The sequence below is a fragment of the Gaoshiqia sp. US2 genome, assembly GCF_059705485.1.
Genome location: NZ_AP048550.1, coordinates 2,297,233 through 2,320,062, shown reverse-complemented (window position 1 = coordinate 2,320,062; position 22,830 = coordinate 2,297,233). Strand labels below are relative to the sequence as shown.

Below are 22,830 nucleotides of genomic sequence, written 5' to 3'. Positions count from 1 at the left end.
AAAATCAATTTACAACTTTGAAGGGAAACCGTAAGGGAGTACCTTCTTTATTTTTTTTTAGTCGGACACTAATGATTAAAAATATATCTTATATTTGACATATTAAAAAAACATCAAGCTATGAAGGTATTTAAGCGTCACAGGGATTTCGGCTTTTGGGATCAGGACATAAGGTTAAGCAAGTTGTCTAAATTGGGCGATCCCCTTGAGAAGCTTAGCGAAACCGTTGATTTTTCGCTGTTTAGGGCAATGCTCGAATCCAAATTTCCGGCAGAAACACAAGGGAAAGGTGGCCGGCCTCCATATGATTACGTCTTGATGTTCAAGATTTTGGTGCTGCAACGCTATTACAACCTGTCGGATGACCAACTTGAATTCCAAATCAATGATAGAATGAGTTTCATGCGCTTTTTGGGACTTACCATTGCCGATGACATCCCCGACAGCAAAACGGTATGGGCATTTCGTGAACGCTTAGTGGAACTTGGATTGGTGGAGAACTTGTTCAACTTGTTTTTGGGGGAACTTGAAAAGAACGGACTTGTGGTGAACGAGGGCAAGATTGTGGATGCCAGCTTTGTAGATGTGCCAAGGCAGCGCAATTCAAGGGAGGAAAACCGCCGGATCAAGGACGGGGAAACTCCCGCTTCCCTTTCGCATAACCCCAATGTATTGTCGCAAAAGGACATGGATGCGAGGTGGACGAAAAAGAACGGACAAAGCTATTACGGGTACAAGAACCACATCAAGGTCGATTCCAAGAGCAAATTGATTACCAAATACACGGTCACCGATGCCAGCGTGCACGACTCCCAGGCGATAGCCGATCTGTTAGAAGAACAGAAGGACAACGGGCAGCCGTTCTTTGCGGACAGTGCTTATACCGGCCCGAAACAAGAGAAAGTAATCGAAGCAAACGGCATGGAAAACAAGGCGTGCGAGAAGGGGGCGAAAAACAAACCATTGACACAGGAACAGGTTGAATCCAACCGGCTTAAGTCAAAAACAAGATCTCGTGTGGAACATATTTTCGGGTTTATGGAAATGAGCATGAACGGAATGTACATCAACTCTATCGGCATCAAACGCGCCACTGCCACAATCGGGATGATGAACCTTGTTTACAACATGTTCAGAAAGGCAAGCTTAGTATAATGACAAAGGGATGGTGCGACCAATCGCCAAAGTGTTAAATATTCAATACATTGATTATGTGTGTATTATATATCTGATGCTTTCTAAGTCTAAATAATCAATCCTCAAAAAATCAACCCCGAAAATATAGTGGCGGGAAATAATGAGTTTTTAGAGGTTCCCTTATAGGTTCCCGGATGCAAATAAAGGGACAGATTGTGTCGACGGAATATTTTTATCCGGGAAGAATTCGACCTGGTAATTAACCGATCAAACAGGTTCAGACATGGTTTGATCATTGAGCGAATGAATCCGTCTCAACACAAAGTTGGGGCGGTATTCTTTTTAAGACTCGGTTTCTGAATATGCCTTTTTTAAAGTCGAAGAACCGATTTTTGCCGATAAAAAAAGCCCCACATGACTGTGGGGCTCAAAATCTTAACTATCTGATGATCGGATAAACTATGCCAGTTTAACGTTGACCGCATTTAATCCTTTTTTTCCTTCCTGCAGGTCAAAAGTAACTTCATCGTTTTCACTGATGTTGTCAACTAAGCCTGATGCGTGTACAAAGTATTCTTTCGATGAATTTGTGTCTTTGATAAACCCGAATCCTTTCGAGTCATTGAAAAATTTTACTGTTCCTTTATTCATTGTGATATAATTAATTTCGTGCAAAGTACGCTTAATAATCAGAATATGAAGCATTTTTTTGTAAAAATTTTATTTTTTTATTTCCGGAGCCAGAATTAGCCAGGTATTTTACATCAAAAAGCGCCTGTTCTTTCCGGTCATCCGGCGGGTTCCATCTAAATATTTACTTTCTTTGCTTATACATTTAACCGGTTCTTTTTATGATACAACATGATTTGATCACGAAGCAAAAACTGAAGGTTAAAACGCTTCTTTCCCGCGAAGAGCTTTCGTTAGGGGAAATCATTTTCAATAACGGCGACTGCCAAATCCTTTCACAATCGAAAGAACGTTTTGAGCTGATCGTGTACGACGCCTCCCTGGACGAACCAATCGAATACACCATTTTGGTCGACGAACAAGATACTGTTTTCCCCGAAACCAATTCGGAAATTGACGGATGGAATCCCTATTCGTACGCTTGTTTGCTTCAGGTGGAGAACGAACTTCACCTGCTTGATCCCAGAACCGGCAACGAGCATCAACGTTACACCCGCGAGGGAATGATCCGCCGCGTACTGGCCGAACGGCGTCTTAAAGCCGAGAAGGCCAATTACCGCATCGACTGGGCCAAAAACATTTACGGAGACCACATCCTGACCAACGAAAAAGGGGTGAAATACCGGATTCTTTTACGCGACTTTGAAAACGAAACCGGCTACAGCGACAGTCCCGATGCCCAAAAGAACAAACTTGGCACCACCAAGCACATCATGTACGCGTTCAGGAAACTAAAAGAAGATCCCTCGCTTTACGATCGTCTGGGCAAGGAATTTCCGTTTATTGAAATTTATTGCGACCCGCTTAACGATTATAAAATCACCTGGTTCTGGCCCAACACGCCGGATATAAAAGAGAAACTCGTCATCTCGAAATACTTCAAAAACAAAAAACACATTGAACACAACGCCGTCATAGACTTCTTAGGATTTATTGAAGAGGCCGAGAACTTAGAACGGATCCACATCAGACCCGAAGTACGTGAAAAGGTTGAACAGGCTTATGAGCAAAAGTTGCTGGCCGATATCGAAGCACAAACGACACTCCATTACGATAACATCAACGCACAGCTGTACGATTATCAAAAGCAGGGTGTCCGGTTTGTAACATTCAAAAAAGCGGCTATTATTGCCGACGAAATGGGACTCGGTAAAACCTTGCAAGCCATTACCGCCGCGGTGAAAAAGAAGGAGGTTTTCGGTTTTCAGCGTACCCTTATTGTTTGCCCGGCCTCGCTTAAGCAACAATGGAAAAAGGAAATTGAGAAATTTTCCGACGAAAAAGCGGTCGTAGTGCAAGGAACGCCCGATGAGCGCGAAAAGCAATACATGAACGCTACTGAGCATTTTTTCATTGTGAACTACGAAACGGTACTGCGCGATCAGGTGGCTCTGAACAAAGCCGGGATTGATTTTCTGATTTTGGATGAAGCCCAACGGGTAAAAAACTTCGAGGCGCAGACCAATTCGGCTGTCAACCGACTAAAGTCAAAACACGTGTTGATCATTACAGGGACACCGATCGAGAACAAGTTAATCGATCTATTCTCGATCGTAAACATACTCGACCCGCATTTTCTTGGGCCGCTTTGGGAATTCTCGTACCAGCACTGCCTGTTCGACCCCGAAAGACCCAATAAAATAAACGGGTATTACGACCTTCAACTGCTAAACAAAAAACTCGACCAAATACTGATCCGAAGGGAAAAGCGCAACGTGATTGACCAACTGCCCAACGTGCAGCAAATCAATGTGCCGGTTGAACTTTCAGACAGGCAACGCGAATACCACAGCGAGTATGCAATGGGAATCGGGCAGATTATCCGCAAGAAATTTCTAACCCCTTATGACCTGAAAAAATTACAATTGCTTTTGTCGAGCATGCGCATGGTATGCGATTCAACTTACCTGATTGATGACGAAACCAACGATTCGCCCAAGCTGGAAGAGCTGAAAAATATTCTGTTCGAACAATTGGATATCCGAAACTCGAACCGAAAAATAATCGTTTTTTCGGAATGGGTAAAGGTGCATAAGCTGATTGGCAAAATGTTACGCGACAACAACATCGGCTTTGCCGAGCTTAACGGAAAGATTCCTGTAAAATCGCGGGGCGACCTCATCCGTAAATTTGAAACCAATGAGCACTGCAAAATGTTTCTCTCCACCGAAGCCGGCGGCGCAGGCCTTAACCTTCAGGTGGCCGATACGCTGATCAACTTCGAATTGCCCTGGAACCCGGCCAAAAAAAACCAACGCATCGGGCGGATCGACCGGCTTGGACAAAAAAGCAGCAAGCTAACCATTTTCAATCTCATTTCGCGCGACAGCATCGAACAACAAATTGCCGCCGGTTTGCTGGTCAAACAAAGCCTGTTCGATGGCGTACTCGGAACCAATGCCAACACCAACTTTGTCGATTTCTCATCAAAAGGCCGTTCGCAATTTATCGATCAGCTTGAAGAGTTTATCGCCACGCAGGAAGTCATGCCCGATGCCCCAGGCCCCAAAGAGGAACTTGTTTTAGCCGTGGAGGAGAAAACGGCATCGCAAGACGACGGGAATGAGATTGACCTTTCGGAAGAAACCCTTTATGAAGAGGAACTCGCTGTGGCTGAAACCGCACAGGCGCCGCCGACGCGTCGGACACCACAACCGGAAGAGGTTGAACAGGTTATGAACAGCGGGATGCAATTCCTCGCCGGCCTTTTTAAGATGAGTACCGGCAAAGATCTGGGATTGGACGGCCAAACCATTGAAATGAACCGCGAAACAGGCGAAGTGACCATGAAGTTCAAACTACCTGGTTTTGGCGGGAAATAGGCGCTTGAACTAATCAGCAAACCGTACCGGATATTATTCTCTGCCGGCCAGACATACAAATTGAGGCTGTTTCGAAAAAACGAAACAGCCTCTTGCATTATTTACATTCATTTCGAATGCGAATTCAAATCATCCAATTTCGGGAAGATAGCGGGATGATCATTCTCTTGGATTCATTCAACTAATTTTCAGCGCCATAAACCGTAATCTCGCCCAGGAATGCGTAAAAATTAGGCCCGACTGTAGCTACATATTTGAAATAACGCGCCTGCGGGTTGCCGGTCATCCGGTAACTCTGCGGACTATCGGTCGAACTATCAAAAGGATATACCCCATGATCGACCGAGATTTCTCCATCGGTGCTGGTAAAAAACTGGCACTCCGTTTGTCCCCGGCTGTCGCCTTGCCGCCTGCTGCATTCGAAACGGCTAACGGTCACTTCCTGCCCCATATCAATGATAAACCAATGCGGGTAGCCCGGGCTTCCGCCATTCCATTGCGAATGCCAGAAGGTAGAAAGATTCCCGTCGAACACCGCCGTAACATACCCGTTGGGAGCTCCTTCGGCCGGTTCCTGCGAACTGAAACTCACAACCGTCCACAGGGACCTGTTGATCACTGTTTCCTCGAGAGGCGTAATTTCAAAAGGTTGTTCTTCGGAGCTGTTATCGGCCTTATCGGTAACAACCACGTTGAAAATTTGCGTCGTGGCAGATAAGCCGGAGATATATCCCTGACCGCTCTCATCTGCCGTAAACAGGCTGATCGCTTTCTGCCCCGAGTTATCTTTATACGTTACCCGGACAGTTACCGGCTTTCCGGTTTCGTTGGTCCACGAAACCACCGCTCCTCCAAAATCCGGAACCATTTCAACGGTATTAGCCACCGACAGGAAAGCCGGCTCCAGCGGAGCAACTGTTTGAACAACCGGAGAAGAAGCTCCTCCCGAATAACTGTAAGCCGTAAGGGTAAAGGTATATGGATTGGTATCCGCGAATCCCGGGATCGTATCGCCGCTTGCAAAACGACTCACTTTACGGCTGCGGCTGATACCTTTGGAATCGACAAAAGTAATATCAACATAATAGAATTCGTCATCAGTCGGATTGATCCACTTCAACATCACCTCTCCATATCCGGGCGCAGATTCAACGCCGGCAACCGGTTCAGGGGCAACAACCTGGTTATCGTCTTTACACGATCCGGTCATCAGCAAAATGGCAACAAGGCCCATTAAATAATATATTTGTTTCATAATCAATCGGTTTAGTTTGTTTTTATTCGGCCGTCCATAACGCGTTTTGGGTTAGTTTCGGGTTTTTGTCAATTTCAGTCTGAGGTATGGGCATAAAATACATTTTATCATGCCAGAAACGTTCTTCGAAAACGAAATTCTCATTCCAGAACCCTTCAGCTTCCGTTTTATAAACATCCATCCCGTGTTTATCTCCGCCTTCTTTTTCGGCAATCAGCCAGCGACGGTTATCAAAATATCGATGTCCTTCAAAAGCAAGTTCGATATTTCGCTCACGGTGGATCAGAGTCCTTAATTTTTCTGCTGTCAGGGTGATTCCTGCATTGGAGTATGCAGAGCGAACATCGGGGATTTGTACCCTTTCACGCAATTCATCCCAGTATTTAAACACATCAGGCTGACTGGCAGGATTAGAACCGGAATTTGCATAATATTCAAATGCCGCTTCGGTATAGTTCAGGAATAATTCGGCATAACGAAAAATATTAACCGCATAATCTCCCTTACTTGTTCTGTTATCTGTTTTCCCTACAAATTTTACCGCTAAAAAGCCGGTTGTGGTAAAGTCCCTTCCGGTTTTACTTTCATAACCGTCGGGTCCGTCAAAGAACGGACGGTACCAAATATAATCCGTCCATGAGGAAGTGGTGTTATAAGCCCACCGGGTGTCATAACTTTCAGTTTCGTTTCCAAGAACAGCGTAAGAGTATTGGCCCGGGAACAAAATATTGACATAAAAACGCGGATCACGCTTCTTGTATTTATTGTACAAACGGATGGTATTATTATTCTTTGTATAGGTTGTGAATCCTGATGCAGCCCGGTATTCCGGGTCATCTTCAGGCATCAGGCCATTGGCCATAAAATATTCGTTCACATGCTCCAGGGTCGGGCATATGCCGGTGTATCCGCTCCACGAAATCGGCAACGAATGGTATCGTATGCTTTCAGTTGAAAAGTTTTGCTTATAAAAAACATTTTCGCTGCTGGGATGTCCGCCCCGGGCATAGTTAAACACATTCCAATAAGCCGTATAGCCGTTTGCTACCGAGGCCGTTACACCCGGTTTGTATAAGCCGAGATTAGCCGATTGACAGACCTCAATAGCTTCTTCGGCGATCTCCATCGCCTTTTTCCACTTGTTATTATCAAATGAGGCATTAATTAAATCATTGCCATCCATATCCTTAGGCATCAAAAAGGAATAGCTTTTCCCGGTAGCGTCCGTCATCCCGTTATAGAGCGGACTCGCGGCATACAGCCACAAGCGTGAACGCAGGAACCATGCAGAACATTGGCTGGCCCGGGCAGCCCGTTCGGTTGAAGAAAAGGTATAAAACAGGTCCAGATGAGCAATTGCGTTTAAGAGTAAATCATCAATAAACTGCACACAGGCATCGAAAGGCGAACGCGGAACTCCCTCGGCCATGATGGCGGTAAGCTCGTCTCCTGAGTAAACCTTGTCGATCAGGGGAATTGGCCCGTATTGCTGCAACAAGAGAAAATAGTAGTAGGCCTCCAGGAAATAAGCCTCTCCCCTCCACCACGACCGCTCATCTTCGGTCAGCTTTTCGTCCTGGCATTCATCGATCCGGCTGAGAAAATAAAGCGAAGTATTGATTTGTTTGTAAAAATCGCTCCAGTGATTGTAGATCAACGCCGACTGGCTGTATTGGCCAACATCTTTATAATGAGGACCATAATTACTCCAGTTATAATCAGCTTCATCGGCTGCCAAACCGCAGTTATCGTTGAATTCGATAGTTGGTTTGTAATAGGAATAAATCTGGGTCAGTACTTTGACGACATCGTCTTTGGATTTGAACAAGTTCGCTTCACTCAGTTTTTCTTCAGGAACCTGATCGAGAAAATCAGAACAGGCTCCTAGTGAAAATAAGAAGCCGAATATGATGACAACCTTTGTGATTGTTTTTATTTGTGCTTTCATAACGCTAAAATTTTACTTCAAGTCCGACATTGAAAACTTTCTGAATAGGATAATACATCCCGTTTGAACTCTCGGATTCAGGATCCCACCATTTGAATGGCGAAAATGTCAGCAGGTTTAATCCATTGGCATAAACCCGGGCGCTTCCGATTTTGTATTTTTCCACCCACGACTTTGGTACCGAATAGCCAAATTCGATCTGTTTCAGACGGATATAACTGCCATCTCTCAGCCACCAGCTTGAACTTGTATAGTTTTTTGTTTGTTCGCCAACACCCAGGCGGGGAAAACCGGCATTCAAGTCCTGGGTTGCCTCACTCCAGTAACTGTCGGCAATAATGGTCAGCACATTTCCCCTGTTTTCTTCGGGAAACGTTTTTGGATTAGCAAAAAATGACACATTGGCAACTCCCTGAAATAATAACGAAAGGTCAAAATTCTTATACACCACATTTGATCCAAACCCGTAGGTAATCTCCGGGATTTGAGAATTTCCCATATAAACAAGGTCGAATTGATCAATCACTCCGTCATTATTTACATCCCGGTACCTGAGGTCGCCGGGCAGGGAAGCGCCTCCCACGGTCGATTGGTCCGGGCTGTTATCGATCTCTGCCTGATCAATAAACAAACCTTCGGCAATGTAGCCCATTTGCCGGCCGTAAGGTTGCCCCACCTCCGACTGATAAGCGTATTTCTTTTTCTCCTGCCCGCTCGCGAGGATTTTATTTTTCGAGAACGTGAATGTTCCTTTGAAATTCACACTCCAGTCATTGGAGAATGCTTTCGAATATTCCAGAAATGCATCAAACCCTTTGTTCTCCATTTCACCCTCGTTGGCGTAAGGTCTGGTGCTAAATCCAAAAATGTCGGGTACTTTGTATAGCTGGACCCAAATATCCTCGCGCTTTTCGTAGAATACATCAGCCTGCAGGGTGAAATTTTTCAGGAAATGAAGTTCAACGCCAAGATCGGTTTTAGTAGCTTTTTCCCAGGTTGCATCGGGGTTTCCGTAATAAGTGATGTTTATTCCCGAGCTATGACCGTATCCAAAGCCGTTATTGGTTCCAAAACCAACGTTTGTGCTGGTACCTTCCACCCGGGTCATATAAACAAACCTGGAATTCAGCCCGTCGTTCCCTACCATCCCGTGCGACAACCTGATTTTCATATAATCGATAGCCGGGGAAAGAAAAGACATAAAGGATTCTTTGGTTGGCACCCAACCTACCGCATATGAGGGGAAAAATCCAAAACGCTTGCCGGGGGCAAAATTCTCGGAGCCGTTATATCCAAAGTTAAACTCGGCAAAATATTTATCGTCAAAGGCATAATTAACTCTACCAGTTAAGCCCTGATGCCGCTTCGGCACAGACTCATAAATACCTCCCAGGGTGGGAAAAGTCTGATCGCTTTGGTTATAAAGCAGCAATGCGCCAACTCCGTGCACGCCAAAATTGCGGTTGTAATTCAAACTTGTTTCAAGGTAGATGGATCGATCGGTATAGGGAATATCCACCCACCGGGTCAAATAATCGTGATAAGACGTACTGTTCGGTTCCTGATCCTGATAATTATAGTTTCCATCCGTATCGGTCAATACCGGGTTCCCGTCGTCATCGTAACCGTAAGGAATAATCATGTAAGGACGAGGCGCCATCGAACGTCTAATCGCGGCCTGCGTATAGGCATCAAAAGCAAACATGCCGCGCGCAGTCAATCCTTTCGTAATAAAAGACAAATCCTGCGAAATATTAAAATTAGACTGCACCGTTGAATGGTTTTCGGTGGTAAATCCCGAACGGGCCAACAACTGGTACGGGTTACGGGCCATACTATACGGGTAGCCCGGAACTTTACTCTTATCCGGATAGGTCATCGGGAACCAGGTAGGCGGAACCTGTAACATCCAGCTGAAAATTTCGCTGGAAGAAGCGCCGGGATAGTTGCGGTCTTCGAGAATAGCCGCCAGGTTAACCGAAAGAATGGTTGTTGAGGTGACATTCATGTCTACATTCGAACGGAAATTGTAACGCTTCACGTTCACGTTGTTGTCGTAACTGGTTCCTCCAAAGTTCTTCCACATCCCGCTTTGGTTTAAAAAAGCGCCCGACACAAAATAACGCACCTTTTCGCTCCCGCCCGACACATTTAATGTAACCCGTTCGCTGGGTGACCAATGAGAGATCAGTTCTTTGATCCAGTTCACATCGGGATAATAATACGGATCGTAACCACTTGCCGTGCGGCTGATCTGATCATTGGAAAACAATGCATTCTTTCCCGTATTTTTTAACGCTTCATTTTGCAAGGTCATGTAGCTTGCTCCGTCTACGAAATCAGGCAGTTCAAGCGGATCGGTGATACTTGTCTCTACCCGGAGATTAATTTTCGGCGCCCCGATGCTTCCCTTTTTTGTTGTAATCAACACCACGCCATTTGCACCGCGCACTCCGTACACCGCGGTTGCTGTGGCATCTTTCAGAATCGTAAAATCAGTAATTTCTTCCGGATCAACATTATCCAGGTTACGCTCCACCCCGTCGACAAGGATTAGCGGACTGGTATTCCCGGTAAACGTATTTACCCCGCGAATCCAGAAATTGGCTCCGTCATAACCCGGTTCGCCTGAATTCTGAACGGCAACAACGCCGGCCAAACGCCCGGCCAGCGAGGTACTCAGGGTACGGGTCGGTTGTTTGAGTTGCCCGGTTTCAATCCGGTCAACCGAGCCGATCACACTGCCTTTCTTCTGCGTACCAAAACCCACGATGATGACTTCATCCACCCCCACGGCCTCGTCTTCCATCGTGATATTAAAGTTTGTTCTGGAACCTATCTCTACTTCAACCGGTTTCATTCCTACGAAAGAGAATACCAACATCCGGGCATCGGCAGGCACGGAGAGTTGGAAAGTTCCGTCGGCACCGGTGACCGTTCCAATCACGGTCCCTTTTACGATCACAGAGACGCCGGGAAGCGATAACCCGGCATGATCAACCACCGTCCCTGTCATACTTTTTCGTTGTTGTTGCTCCAGCATTACCCTGGCAGCCAACGCGCTTGTCTTTTCGGGTTCCTCCTTGTTGTATAAAAACACCTGGCGGTCGTCAATCAGATACGACACATTCGTCCCGTCAAACAACGCTTCCAGAATAGAGCCAATGTCCTGCTTTTTTGTTGAAACCGACTTACCGGAAATCTGACTGATCAGTTCGGCATCATAGATAAAAATAAACTCGCTGTTTTTTTCAATCGCGTGTAAGATCTGTTCCACAGAAGAATTCTCGATATGCAGATCGATCTTTGTTTTCTGCGAGTAGGTGCTGGCCGACAGGCTCAGCGACCCTACAAATAAAAAGAATGTTACCCACCTCATTGTTAACAAAATTTTCCATGCCTTCCCTTTTATACCGGAAGGCACCGGAATACGTTTTTTTTTCATAATTTTGGTTTGAAATGATTAAACATGCTGCCATCAGGCAGTTTTATTTCAATCCGGTTGATGTTGCAACCATCAGCCGGATTTTCTATTTTTTATACAATTTATACCCGCCCTCCTCCACGGCTAACCGAAGATTTGCAAGGACCGCAATTCCTCTCAACACCCGTTCAGGATCACTTTTCAGATCAAGTTTGCCCGAGACTACCTTTGGCGGGACCGATTCAGGCAACTCAATCAGAATATTATAATAACGGGCAACCCGCCCCAGCAACTGATCCAGCTTTTCGTTGTTGAAGTTGAGATGGTTATGAATCCAGGAAATATAGTTTTCGGCATACTCAACCCGGTTCACATCAAAAGTTCCATCCCCTGCCGAAATTGATCCTTTTTGGTCGGGCTCGAGCAACACCTCTTTTCGAAACAGGCTCTGTTTGTTTGAAAGGCTTACCTGTCCTTCCAGCAGAATGGTCGAATATAAATCTTCGTTTTTATAGGCCTGCACCACAAACCTGGTTCCGCAAACCCTTGTATTGAAGTGATCTGTTTTAACGATGAATGGCCTGGATGAATTGGAGGTGACTTCAAAATAAGCTTCCCCGTAAAGATAAACCTCCCTGTTTTTACCGTTGAAAACCGGAGGATACACCAATCGGGAGCCGGAATGGACCCACACTTTTGTTCCGTCGGAAAGCACCAGACTGGCATTTTTCCCGTAAGGGACCACCAGCTGATTATAGACGTCGGCTTTAACTTCCTGACTGATCTGCGCGCTGTCGTTAATTTCGACACGGACTCCGTCACTGGAGTAAGATACCGAAGAATGTTCCCCGCTAAAAGCGACCTGTCGCCCATCAGAAAAGATCAGCCCGGGAACCAGCGTATCCGATGCAAAATTACCGACAATCCGATCAATCTGATCGTGCTTTCCCTGCATTAAAGCGGCAACGGTTCCCAAACCAATAATCAGCAATATGCCCGAGGCAATCCGTACAAACCAAAGTTTACGAAGCTGGGCATCACGCCCTGCAATCCGATTCCAGAGATTCTGCTTTTCATGCAACAAATATTCTCCGCGTTTATTTTTGATCCCCTGCAACACGTTTACCGCCATCTCTATTTCATCCGTTTTATCGGGAAACTCATCCTTTAACTGTTCGATAAACACTTTCGAGCATAAGGGATCGTTTACATGCTCCACAAAAGAATCGTCGAGAAGCAGGTCCGAAAAATCCCAGTCTTGTTTTTCCATCAGCAACATGAGAAATTGAATTTTACTCACAGGAGTGTCCGGTTAAAAAAACATAGACAGAAAAAACAGGTTAATTGATATAAAAAAACAAGGCAGGATTTATATCAATCTGATACAATGAGTTACAACCTGATATGGAAAACATATTTTTAACTTTCCGCATGACCAGGCAAAGAAACAGGAAATCTTTATGGTTCATCTGCAGGAGATCAGCTTTGATGCCCTTAATGGCCCGATAAACTGAGGTTCGGCACGATTCGACACTGATATTCAGTGTCTTTGATATTTCTTCGTAAGATAAGCCGGCATCGTAACGCAAAAATAATATTTCCTGCTGTTTTGAGGTCAGTTTTTGAATACTTTTCAGCAATACTTTTTTCATTCCCGACTGGCTCTCTTCCTGTTCAATTTCTTCTTCAATGGTATATTCCGGCACAAACGGAAGCTCAAGTGCCCGGTTAGTCCACATAAGTTTCCTGTTACGCCTGATTTGCTGAAACAATTCATTACGAAAGGAAGCCATCAGGTAGCTTCTGATCGTCCGTACATATTCGAGCCGTTCGCGGAACCTGATGAGATTTGCAAAAACATTTTGAATCGCATCTTCGATAAGAAAATCGTCGGAAGTAAACTTTCGGCCATAATCAAACAAAAGATCAAAATGAGCATAGTAAATGGCAGAAAGGGACGTCATATCTCCCTCCTGAACAAATGAGAACCACTTATCCCTGAAGTCACCCCCTTTTGTTTCTGCTAATGACATGCGCAAAATTCTTTTTTCCAGCCTGAATAATTCATAAAGAAGAGGAAATTGTACCGAAAAAATGCCAAATAATCAGCACTTTCAGGGTGCACAAACAACTCCCATCGTAGCAATATACAAAAATTTTCACAGAAAGATACCTCACTCCGGGTTAACGACAGAATAGCTCGCTGAAATTTTGCCTATATCTTGTATAATGTAAGGGCTGAAATTGTGCTGAATTGCATGCTATTTTATGAAATTATTACCGGGCATATCGTTGTGCTGACAGTTTGGGATTGTCGGCAAAATCCATTTAATCGAAAATTTGAGATTTAGTTTTCTGACCTACTCGCTCATAAGCATTTTTCGGATCAAATGATTTGCAGCGTTGAACCTGTCTGGCCGGGGTTGACAGACGAACAGGGAAGGTTACCGACATAATGCTTTCACGGGCCTTTTCAAAGGCAAAATACTTTGTTTTCGTGTTCATCGCTGATTTAATACACGGAGGGCCATAAACAGCATAGCAGTGCAGTCTACGCCTAAATTGTATGGGAAAATAAGGCAACAGTTATTGAGAATTTTATGCACTTAAGAGGGAACGAAAACAAAACGTTCCCTCTGTTTTAATTTATTATAACTTGCTTTTTTTAAATGTGATACAATTATTATTTAAATAACCTGTACACGTTCTTCTATCGCTTCCCTGATGAAAGCATTGATAGAAACACCAGCCTTTTCTGCCAGTAAAGCAACCTTGCTATGTACGTCAGATGGTATCCGTACATTCAACGAGCCACTGAAGGCTTTTCTTGGTTTAATCCCCAATTCTTCACACCCGCTTAAATAACTATCAATCCCATGCTCAAAGTCAGCTTTAAGTTCGTCAATCGTTGCACCTTCGTAAGTGATTGAATCTTTATTCATACCAAGCACTTTACCAACAAGGCAGTTGTCTGCTTTGCTGTATTCTACGCTACCATAATAGCCTTTGTATTCCAGATTGTCCATGACTATTTCCCCTCTTTTTTAGTTATAAACCCATTAAGAATAAGTTTTTCGTAAACATCCTTTAAGGCGCTTTCTTTAATCACGTTGCCAGGGTGCGGCTTATGCAAGTCGATAATTGATTTGCTTGCAATGTTGATAAATCTTACGCGCGAACCCGACGTTTTGCCTTTATTGCTTATCTCAAATCCAAGCCCTTTTAAAAGATTCGACAATTCATTAAATGTAAAATCCTTTGGCAATGTCTTAAACCTTTCTATTAGCTTGTCTTTTGTTGTCATTAAAAATATCATTCATGCAAATGTAACTATTTTTAGTTGCAAATACGAATTTATTTGCTGAAAAAGTTCTAACATATCAAAATACCCCCTCTGAACCACCTTTAAATTTGGACCTATTCTATATAACATCAACAGGATTACGTTATGACTATTTTTTCTACTATATATTCCGACTTACAATTCTGAAATATTCACGAAGGTACGGCTATGCTACATCTCACACAAATATTAAGGCAGGGTCGTACGGTGGCACGGGAGGAAACTATCTTGCTGATTCTTGCCTTCGTGGTCAGAGTTGTAAGTCACACCTAAGCGGCATTGCCGTTTTTTTTTTTTATTTCAATCACTAACCTTTAAAAATGTCGAATCCAAAAGATTTTAGCAATAAAAAAAGCTCTGGCAATCTTTACATCTTGTTGATTATCAGAGCTTTTCTGCAAGTACCCCGGACGGGATTCGAACCCATGACCTACTGCTTAGAAGGCAGTTGCTCTATCCAACTGAGCTACCGAGGCATCCTTAAAGCGGTTGCAAAGATATAAAAATATCAAAATAAGCAACCCAATAAAAGCCTATTTTTCGATTCCGGACGATCCGGTTTAGACCAGGTGAATATTGTGATTACGGCATTGCTCATACATTTCATCGGGCCAAATGCTCGATTGGATTTCGCCGATATGAGCTTTTCTTAAGAAATACATGCAAATGCGCGATTGCCCGATCCCTCCTCCCACCGACAGCGGAAACTCGTCGTTGAGCAAGCGTTTGTGCCAAAGCAGGTTTTTACGGTCTTCGGTATTCGTCATCTTCAATTGTTGCAATAAAACTTCCTTATCCACCCGGATCCCCATCGAGGAGATCTCGAAGGCGCTTTGTAATACCGGATTCCAAATCACGATATCACCGTTTAATCCTTTGTAGCCGTTTACTGTTTCGGTTGTCCAGTCGTCATAGTCGGGAGCGCGTCCGTCGTGTTTTTCGCCCGAGGGAAGCTCGCCTCCGATGCCAATAATAAAAACAGCCCCGTACTTTTGAGCCACCGTAGTTTCCCGTTCTTTCGGCGTCAGATCGGGATATATTTCGGCCAGTTCTTCGGTGTGGAAAAAGGTAATCTCTTCGGGTAAGATCGGTTTTATTTGAGGATAGTGCTCGTATACAAAGAATTCGGTCCGTAACAGCACCGTATAAATCTTTTTAACAATTTTTTTCAGGAAATCCAGGTTTCGTTCATCGGGGATAATTACCCGTTCCCAGTCCCATTGATCAACGTAAAGCGAATGTATATTATCCAACTCTTCATCAGGTCTGATGGCATTCATATCGGTATACAAACCGTAACCGGGATCGATCTCCAGGTCCGCCAGGGTCATGCGTTTCCATTTAGCCAGTGAGTGAACAACTTCGGCAACCTTGTCATCCAATTCTTTCACCGGGAAGGCAACCGGCCGTTCAATCCCGTTCAGGTCATCATTAATACCGGTGCCTTTCATTACAAAAAGCGGTGCGGTAACCCGGCTCAGTTTTAGCTCCGAGGCTAAATCCTGCTGAAAGAAATCTTTCACCAACTTAATTGCCTTCTCTGTCTGTTTAAGATTCAGGTAGGACTCATAGTTTTCCGGAAAATACAATTTCATATTCGTCTTAATTTACTGCCTGATAGACAGATTAACCTACAATAAATAATTTATCCGGCCAAAAGTAGTAAAAGAATCTTTCATTTTGACATTTTTTTATAGGCAAAACTTTAAAACTGACAGCGCTTACCGAACATTTTTTTCATTTCCCTGGTTCTGACGGCAAAATACACACGTCCGTTTTTCTATTTTTGCAGCATGGCAAACCGTACCATCCGGACAAATATCATCAACCTGTACCTGATTAAATTCTCGAAATGGTTTAACCTGGTGATGCCGGTCGTTGTTCTCTTTTATCAGGATAACGGGCTCGGCATGCAGGATATCTTCTGGCTGAAATCAATCTATTCGGCAGCTATTGTGATGATGGAAATTCCCTCGGGCTACATGGCCGATGTTTGGGGCCGAAAGAAAACCCTGATCGCAGGCGGCCTGCTGGGAGCAGCCGGTTTTTCGCTCTACAGTTTTTCCTACGGATTTTGGGCATTTGCTATAGCGGAGGTGATATTGGGAGTCGGGCACAGTTTTGTTTCGGGAGCCGATTCGGCGATGCTTTACGATACATTGAAACAGGCAAAACGCGACAAAGAATATATGAAACAGGAAGGCTGGATTACCTCAGCCGGCAATTTTTCGGAAGCTATTGCCGGAGTTTGCGGCGGTTTGCTGGCGACACTGAGTTTACGCATGCCTTTCTACGTTCAGCTTGGCGTAGCCTCCCTGGCCATTCCGGCGACTTTGTTGTTAAAAGAACCTGCAATACATGCTCCCGGGCTGGTTCGCACCTTTAAGGATACGCTGCAAACCATCCGTAACACCTTTCTGCACCGGGAACTTCGCTCAGCCCTGCTTGTTTCGTCGGCTACCGGGACGGCTTCGTTGACCTTTGCCTGGTTTGTACAACCTTATTTCAAAGAAGCCGGTCTGCCGCTCCCGCTCTTTGGCCTGATGTGGACCCTACTGAACCTGTCGGTAGGCATTTCGTCGATGTTTTCGTATAAAGCAGAATTGGCGCTGGGACAACGCAAATCGATTTTACTCATCATCGGGGGGTTAAGCCTGGGGTATTTCCTGTCGGCAGCAGAAATCAGCCTGGCCGGTATGGCCATTTTATTCATGTTTTACCTGTTTCGTGGAATCGCGCATCCGATTCTTAAAGATTACATCAACCGCTATACCCAATCCGAAGTACGCGCAACAATTTTGTCGGTCCGCAATTTTGTGATCCGTATTAATTTTGCCATAATCGGTCCTTTACTTGGCTACCTCGCCGACCGTTTCAGCCTGCAGATCGCTCTATTGTTTGCCGGACTGAGTTATTTAATTATTGCGGTGATCAGCGCTTTGCCGTTGTTGAAGAAACCATTGGAGAGAGGTTCTGAATAAAAGATCACCCGCCGTATTTTTTATGAATCAAAATCAACCAGCCGGTCAAATCGATCGATCTGATCCGCAAGTTCTCGTTGGGGTTGATCATCAACTGTTCAAGCTGCGAAATGCACTTTTCAATCAAAAGTCTCCGCTTTTCCTGATCATTGGTATATATCAGTTTTTTTATCAGGGCGAGTATCAGCCGTTCGCTTTGTTTTGATCCGGCCAGTTGGTTCAGCTCCCGCTCAAACGACCGTATCTCATAAGTAATAAACTCGAAGTCGTTCAAATCAAAATGTATTATCACCGTAAAAAGACGGAAAGACGGATAAACGGCAAGTTGTTGAATTGATTTGCCGCGGCTTAAAATTAGTTTAAGCGTTTTTATCGCCTCTCTCCATTGTTTGTTTTGATAGCGTACCAGGGCAATCTGCAAAACCAGCTCGGCAAACAAGGCCAGCGGCAGGTTTGATTGCAGGATATCAGGTTCTGATTGCGAATGTTCGAGATGATGTAAAGCTTCAGCGTATTTCATCTGGTCGGTCAGCAGATAACTTTCGAAAATAAAAGTCAGGTGATTAACCAAAGCCCGCGCTTTTGAGTCGACTGTCTCAATTTCTTTCAGCCGGCTGATAAAATAGGGTATCTCTCCATATTGTCCGAATACCCTCAGGCTATGGAGAATTCCCTGGATATGGTATATATAGTGAACAGGAGGCGAAGCCCAGAGGTGTTTATTCGACTCAAACAAATCGTTTAACTCGTAGCAGGTTTTCAGGCCCGAACGCGGATTGGCCGTCATCATAAAATAAGCTGTTTGAAAAAGCAGGTGGATTTTAGTTGCCTCAAACGAATTTTTCACTTGACCGACGTTTGCCTGAAGTTCATTAAACGCCAGGTCGTTTAATTTTTCTCTTTCCGCGTTACTGCGGGTTGGCCCTTGGTTTACCTGTTTGTGTCTGATCAGATAATACAACGCGTAATGGTTATCGATCGCCCGCAGTTGGCGCGAAACCGCTTCCAGCCGGCTTTGCTTTTTGATCAGTTCCTCTTCGGGTATCTCATTAAATTCAAGCTGATTAAGCATCTGTAACTCGAGGCGCGCAAATAAACAAAAAATGCTGAATTTCTCTTGTTTCTGCGCTATCTCCTGACTTTTATTTATCAGCTTAAAACAATCGCTGTAGAGACTCCGTTGAAACAGAATTTTACATTCCTGAAGGTTCTTGAGCAAAATATTTTCAATATCCTTTTCCGCTTCAAAAGCAATCAGATTTTTAATGATCAAGCGGTACAGATGATGACAACAGATGTCGAAACCAGCTTTCGGACGTTGTTTCTTAAAAAGATTCCGAACTAAGGCAGCGTTGGTTTTTGGCAACTGCAGCAAATTATACAAAGTCTGATAATCCTTATTTGCACCGTAGGTTTTCATATTTAACTGCAAAAAACGCTTTTCTGCTTTTGTCATCGAATTCACCAGATGCAAAAGTGTATCAATTTTGGTCATATGCTGTTTAAAAACATTGTATTCATCTACGAAGCATTAAAAATATAAAATACCAGCCGGTTTTATCTTACTAAATCGTTATATATCAAATAAATAATCATATTTTAAGACATAATTTATTCGCTAAAAATATATAAATGAGTAAATATTGGAACAAATTAAACGCCAAAATCAGATAATTTAGTGTGCCGATAAAACAAGAATATGACAATCAAAAAAATTCTGGTTGTTGGAAGTTCCAACACCGATATGGTTATAAAAACGCGAAAATTTCCTGCTCCCGGAGAAACGATCCTTGGTGGCCGGTTTCTGATGAATCCGGGAGGTAAAGGGGCCAACCAGGCTGTAGCTGCCAGGCGATTGGGCGGAATGGTTTCGTTTGTTGGAAAAATTGGCAACGACATTTTTGGTAAACAAGCCATGCAATTACTGGAAGACGAAGGAATCAATGTTGATTTTGTAGCCACCGATCCCGAAAATCCGAGTGGTGTTGCGCTGATCACGGTTGATTCGAAAGGAGAAAATTCGATTGTTGTAGCGCCCGGATCGAACGGAACGCTCTCGGAAACCGATTTTGACCAGGCAATTTCGGTCATGGAAGACTCGGAAATCGTTTTGCTGCAATTGGAAATTCCGGTGTCAACGGTTGCCCATATTGCTGAAATTGCCTCCCGGAAAGGGAAAAAAGTAATTCTGAACCCTGCCCCGGCCGATCAGTTGCCCGATGGATTGTTGAAAAATATTTACCTGATAACTCCCAATGAAAGCGAAGCTGAACTTCTTACCGGCTTACGGGTAACCGACGAAGAGTCGGCGAAAACAGTTGCCATAAAACTAAAAGAAAAAGGAATTCAAATTGTCATAATTACGATGGGGGCATTAGGTGCCTATGTATTAAGCGACGGGTTTTCGGGGTTGATAAGCGCCCCGGCGGTGGTTGCAACCGATACAACTGCCGCCGGCGACACCTTTAACGGCGCCCTGGCCGTTGCGCTTTCCGAAGATAAGCCCCTGCAACAAGCTGTTGAGTTTGCCTGCAAAGCGGCCTCAGTATCTGTTACCCGTATCGGCGCACAATCTTCCATTCCGTCGCGAAAAGAAGTCGAAACCCATACCAATAATTAAAAACCAACTTAAAACAGATATCGATGAAACTGAGAAGCTTACTTTTAGCAATTTCCATTTCAATAGCTTACGCCTTTACCGGCAACTCCGCTGAACCTGTAAAAATCATTTTCGACACCGATATGGGACCCGATTATGACGATGTTGGAGCAATCGCCGTGCTGCATGCTTTGGCCAACAAGGGCGAGTGTGAAATACTGGCCTGTTGCGCCAGCGATGCCTACCCGACTATTGCCCCAACCATAGAAGCCTTTAACCGCTTTTTCAGAAGGCCGGACATCCCTGTTGGCGCAGCAGTGCCCGATGCACCCGACTTTACTGCCCGAAATCACTGGAATGATTCCATTGTTTCCCTGTTTTTAAGTGAAAGAAAAACAAATGCTGACTATCCTTCTGCCGTTGATGTTTACCGAAAAACGCTGGCAAAACAAAAAGATAAAAGCGTCACCATTGTTACTGTTGGATTCACAAGCAATCTGGCCGGTTTGCTAAAATCAGGACCTGATCATTTTTCACCTTTAAGCGGGATGGAACTGGTCAAAAAGAAAGTGAAATGCTGGGTCGCCATGGCAGGCCGTTTTCCGGAGGGAGGTGAATTTAACGTGAATAAACACCCGGAAGCATCGTTTTATGTCTTTCAAAACTGGCCGACGACCATCCTTTTCAGCGGATTTGAAATCGGAGTCAGCATAATGACCGGTTGCAAGCTTGCTGACGAAGGTTCGGCTGATAACCCGTTGGCCTGGGCATATCGGTACAATCTGGATACTTATGAGTCTAAAAAATCGGAAAAACGAAATTCATGGGACCAAACAGCCGTACTTTGTGCCATACGCAATCCGAAAAAATATTTTTATGTGAATGGTCCCGGCAAGTTCATCATCTTCGAAAACGGACAAAATGCCTGGGACCCGGATACGAATGCAAACCACTATTTTCTCTCGCACAAGTACCCTTATCAAAAAATTGCAGATGTTATTGATGAATTGATGATGTACGAACCGAGATAAATTTCACCTGACACGAATAATTTAAAAACAAACCGATGAAAAAATTCATATACTTGACAACCATTTTACTGACAATCATGTCCTGTACCGAAAAGAGGTACGGAGCGGATCAGACCTACAGCAACGAAATTTCAAAAAACGCACTTCAGGATAAAATCAAAGGTGGTTGGGCCGGCCAGGTAATTGGATGTACTTACGGAGGACCGACAGAATTCAGGTTTAACGGAACCATGATTCAGGACTACCACCCCATTCCCTGGGATGAAAACCGATGCAAATGGTATTACGAAAATTCGCCAGGGCTCTACGATGACATTTACATGGACCTCACCTTTGTGGATGTTTTTGAAAAAGAAGGTATGGACGCGCCGGCAAGTTCGCATGCGCTGGCTTTTGCCCATGCTGATTATGACTTATGGCATGCCAACCAGGCAGCACGGTACAATATTCTCAACGGAATGATGCCGCCCGAATCAGGCTTCTGGATGAACAACCCCCACTCTGAAGATATTGATTTTCAAATAGAAGCAGACTTCGCAGGCTTGATGTCGCCCGGAATGGTGAATACCGCCTCGGAAATCTGCGACAAAATCGGCCACATTATGAATTATGGTGATGGCTGGTATGGAGGCGTATACGTGGCAGCCATGTATTCATTGGCTTTCATTTCCGATGATGTAACATGGGTGGTATCGGAAGCCTTAAAAACCATTCCATCCGAATCTCAATTTCATCAGTGCATAACCGACGTCATCGGTTGGCACAAGCAGTTTCCCAATGACTGGAAACAAACCTGGTTCGAATGCGAACGAAAATGGTCTTCTGATATCGGATGTCCCGACGGCGTTTTTTCGGCTTTCAATATTGATGCAAAAATTAACGCCGCCTACATCGTCATCGGATTACTTTACGGTGAAGGCGATTTTACCAAAACCATCGATATCAGCACACGCTGCGGCCAGGACTCAGACTGCAACCCGGCCAGCGCCGGTGGAATTTTGGGAACCATGCTGGGCTATTCCCAAATTCCTGAATATTGGAAAATACCGCTTTATCCGGTTGAAGACCTGAATTTCCGATACACGACAATGTCGCTGAATGATGTTTACGCAATTGGCTACAAACACGCGTTGGCCGTATTGGAAAAAAACGGAGCCGATACTTCCGCCTCCGTGATCCGGCTTCCCCGGCAACAAATTAAGGCCGTTGCGTTGGAAATAGGCTTTCATGATCATTTCCCTGTTCTCAAAAATGAGATCAATCAAATGTTAGAACCCGGAAATGATGAGTTTCTATTTAATTTTGAAGGAAACGGATTTGTTGTCAATGGCCGAACCCAAAGGCAACACGAAACATTACCGGATCCTGAAATAGAAGTATTTATTGACGGGCAAAAGACAGAAACGTTTATGATGCCTGCAGGTTTTAAAGAACGAAAACACGACGTATGCTGGCGTTTTGGGCTCGCGGAAGGGAAACACGAAGTTCGCATAAAATTAATCTCAAAAGAAAGATGTCACCCGGTTCGGATGAATCATTATCTGATCTACTCACGCAAACCGGAGGCAAATATAGCGCAACAAGTTACACCTCTTTAAAC

16 protein-coding genes and 1 tRNA gene are annotated in these 22,830 nt (G+C 44.4%); 6 read left to right on the top strand and 11 right to left on the bottom strand.

Translation table 11 applies throughout. The features are described from left to right. Positions 1-120: 120 nt before the first annotated feature. Entirely contained in the window at positions 121-1,155 is a 1,035-nt protein-coding gene (locus AC6H3C_RS09160; RefSeq protein WP_497520459.1) for an IS5 family transposase, read from the top strand. A 441-nt stretch (positions 1,156-1,596) separates the two neighbouring features. Here the strand turns inward: AC6H3C_RS09160 and AC6H3C_RS09155 are convergent, their stop codons facing one another. Beyond that, positions 1,597-1,788: a cold-shock protein gene (locus tag AC6H3C_RS09155; RefSeq protein WP_497520458.1), complete on the bottom strand. Its 192-nt coding sequence runs from the start codon at positions 1,786-1,788 to the stop codon at positions 1,597-1,599. 200 nt (positions 1,789-1,988) lie between these two features. Here AC6H3C_RS09155 and AC6H3C_RS09150 point away from each other — a divergent pair, with 200 nt between their 5' ends. Further along, the gene (locus AC6H3C_RS09150) at positions 1,989-4,649 is read left to right on the top strand and encodes a DEAD/DEAH box helicase (RefSeq protein ID WP_497520457.1); all 2,661 of its coding nucleotides are present in this window, start codon (positions 1,989-1,991) and stop codon (positions 4,647-4,649) included. Between the two features lie 181 nt (positions 4,650-4,830). Here AC6H3C_RS09150 and AC6H3C_RS09145 read toward each other — a convergent pair whose 3' ends face one another. From AC6H3C_RS09145 to asnA, 9 genes are all read right to left on the bottom strand, one after another. Further along, on the bottom strand, positions 4,831-5,904 hold the full coding sequence (locus AC6H3C_RS09145) for a DUF5126 domain-containing protein (protein WP_497520456.1): 1,074 nt from the start codon (positions 5,902-5,904) through the stop codon (positions 4,831-4,833). 22 nt (positions 5,905-5,926) lie between these two features. Further along, entirely contained in the window at positions 5,927-7,852 is a 1,926-nt protein-coding gene (locus AC6H3C_RS09140; RefSeq protein ID WP_497520455.1) for a RagB/SusD family nutrient uptake outer membrane protein, read from the bottom strand. Positions 7,853-7,856: 4 nt separating this feature from the next. Continuing rightward, on the bottom strand, positions 7,857-11,297 hold the full coding sequence (locus AC6H3C_RS09135) for a TonB-dependent receptor (RefSeq protein WP_497520454.1): 3,441 nt from the start codon (positions 11,295-11,297) through the stop codon (positions 7,857-7,859). Positions 11,298-11,382: 85 nt separating this feature from the next. Then, positions 11,383-12,576 carry a FecR family protein gene (locus AC6H3C_RS09130; protein ID WP_497520453.1) on the bottom strand — a complete coding sequence of 398 codons (1,194 nt, stop codon included), beginning with the start codon at positions 12,574-12,576 and terminating at the stop codon, positions 11,383-11,385. A gap of 40 nt (positions 12,577-12,616) precedes the next feature. Beyond that, positions 12,617-13,309, bottom strand: a complete 693-nt coding sequence (locus AC6H3C_RS09125) for an RNA polymerase sigma factor (protein WP_497520451.1) — start codon at positions 13,307-13,309, stop codon at positions 12,617-12,619. Between the two features lie 654 nt (positions 13,310-13,963). Then, positions 13,964-14,302: a type II toxin-antitoxin system HicB family antitoxin gene (locus tag AC6H3C_RS09120; protein ID WP_497520450.1), complete on the bottom strand. Its 339-nt coding sequence runs from the start codon at positions 14,300-14,302 to the stop codon at positions 13,964-13,966. A 2-nt stretch (positions 14,303-14,304) separates the two neighbouring features. Continuing rightward, the gene (locus AC6H3C_RS09115) at positions 14,305-14,580 is read right to left on the bottom strand and encodes a type II toxin-antitoxin system HicA family toxin (protein WP_497520449.1); all 276 of its coding nucleotides are present in this window, start codon (positions 14,578-14,580) and stop codon (positions 14,305-14,307) included. Positions 14,581-15,021: 441 nt separating this feature from the next. Further along, positions 15,022-15,095 (bottom strand) — tRNA-Arg (locus AC6H3C_RS09110). A gap of 84 nt (positions 15,096-15,179) precedes the next feature. After that, a complete protein-coding gene (gene asnA, locus AC6H3C_RS09105; RefSeq protein ID WP_497520448.1) occupies positions 15,180-16,214 on the bottom strand; it encodes an aspartate--ammonia ligase in 1,035 nt (344 codons plus the stop codon). Between the two features lie 198 nt (positions 16,215-16,412). Between asnA and AC6H3C_RS09100 the strand changes: the two genes are divergently transcribed. Continuing rightward, on the top strand, positions 16,413-17,600 hold the full coding sequence (locus tag AC6H3C_RS09100; RefSeq protein WP_497520447.1) for an MFS transporter: 1,188 nt from the start codon (positions 16,413-16,415) through the stop codon (positions 17,598-17,600). Positions 17,601-17,604: 4 nt separating this feature from the next. Here AC6H3C_RS09100 and AC6H3C_RS09095 read toward each other — a convergent pair whose 3' ends face one another. Further along, positions 17,605-19,095, bottom strand: a complete 1,491-nt coding sequence (locus AC6H3C_RS09095; RefSeq protein ID WP_497520446.1) for a hypothetical protein — start codon at positions 19,093-19,095, stop codon at positions 17,605-17,607. Positions 19,096-19,299: 204 nt separating this feature from the next. Here AC6H3C_RS09095 and rbsK point away from each other — a divergent pair, with 204 nt between their 5' ends. Genes rbsK through AC6H3C_RS09080 form a run of 3 tightly spaced genes read left to right on the top strand, consistent with a single transcriptional unit; the run spans position 19,300 to position 22,828 of the window. Beyond that, the gene (rbsK, locus tag AC6H3C_RS09090; protein WP_497520444.1) at positions 19,300-20,220 is read left to right on the top strand and encodes a ribokinase; all 921 of its coding nucleotides are present in this window, start codon (positions 19,300-19,302) and stop codon (positions 20,218-20,220) included. 23 nt (positions 20,221-20,243) lie between these two features. Beyond that, on the top strand, positions 20,244-21,230 hold the full coding sequence (locus AC6H3C_RS09085; protein WP_497520443.1) for a nucleoside hydrolase: 987 nt from the start codon (positions 20,244-20,246) through the stop codon (positions 21,228-21,230). 35 nt (positions 21,231-21,265) lie between these two features. Next, complete coding sequence (locus tag AC6H3C_RS09080) at positions 21,266-22,828, top strand: ADP-ribosylglycohydrolase family protein (RefSeq protein ID WP_497520442.1); 1,563 nt, start codon at positions 21,266-21,268, stop codon at positions 22,826-22,828. Positions 22,829-22,830: the final 2 nt, after the last annotated feature.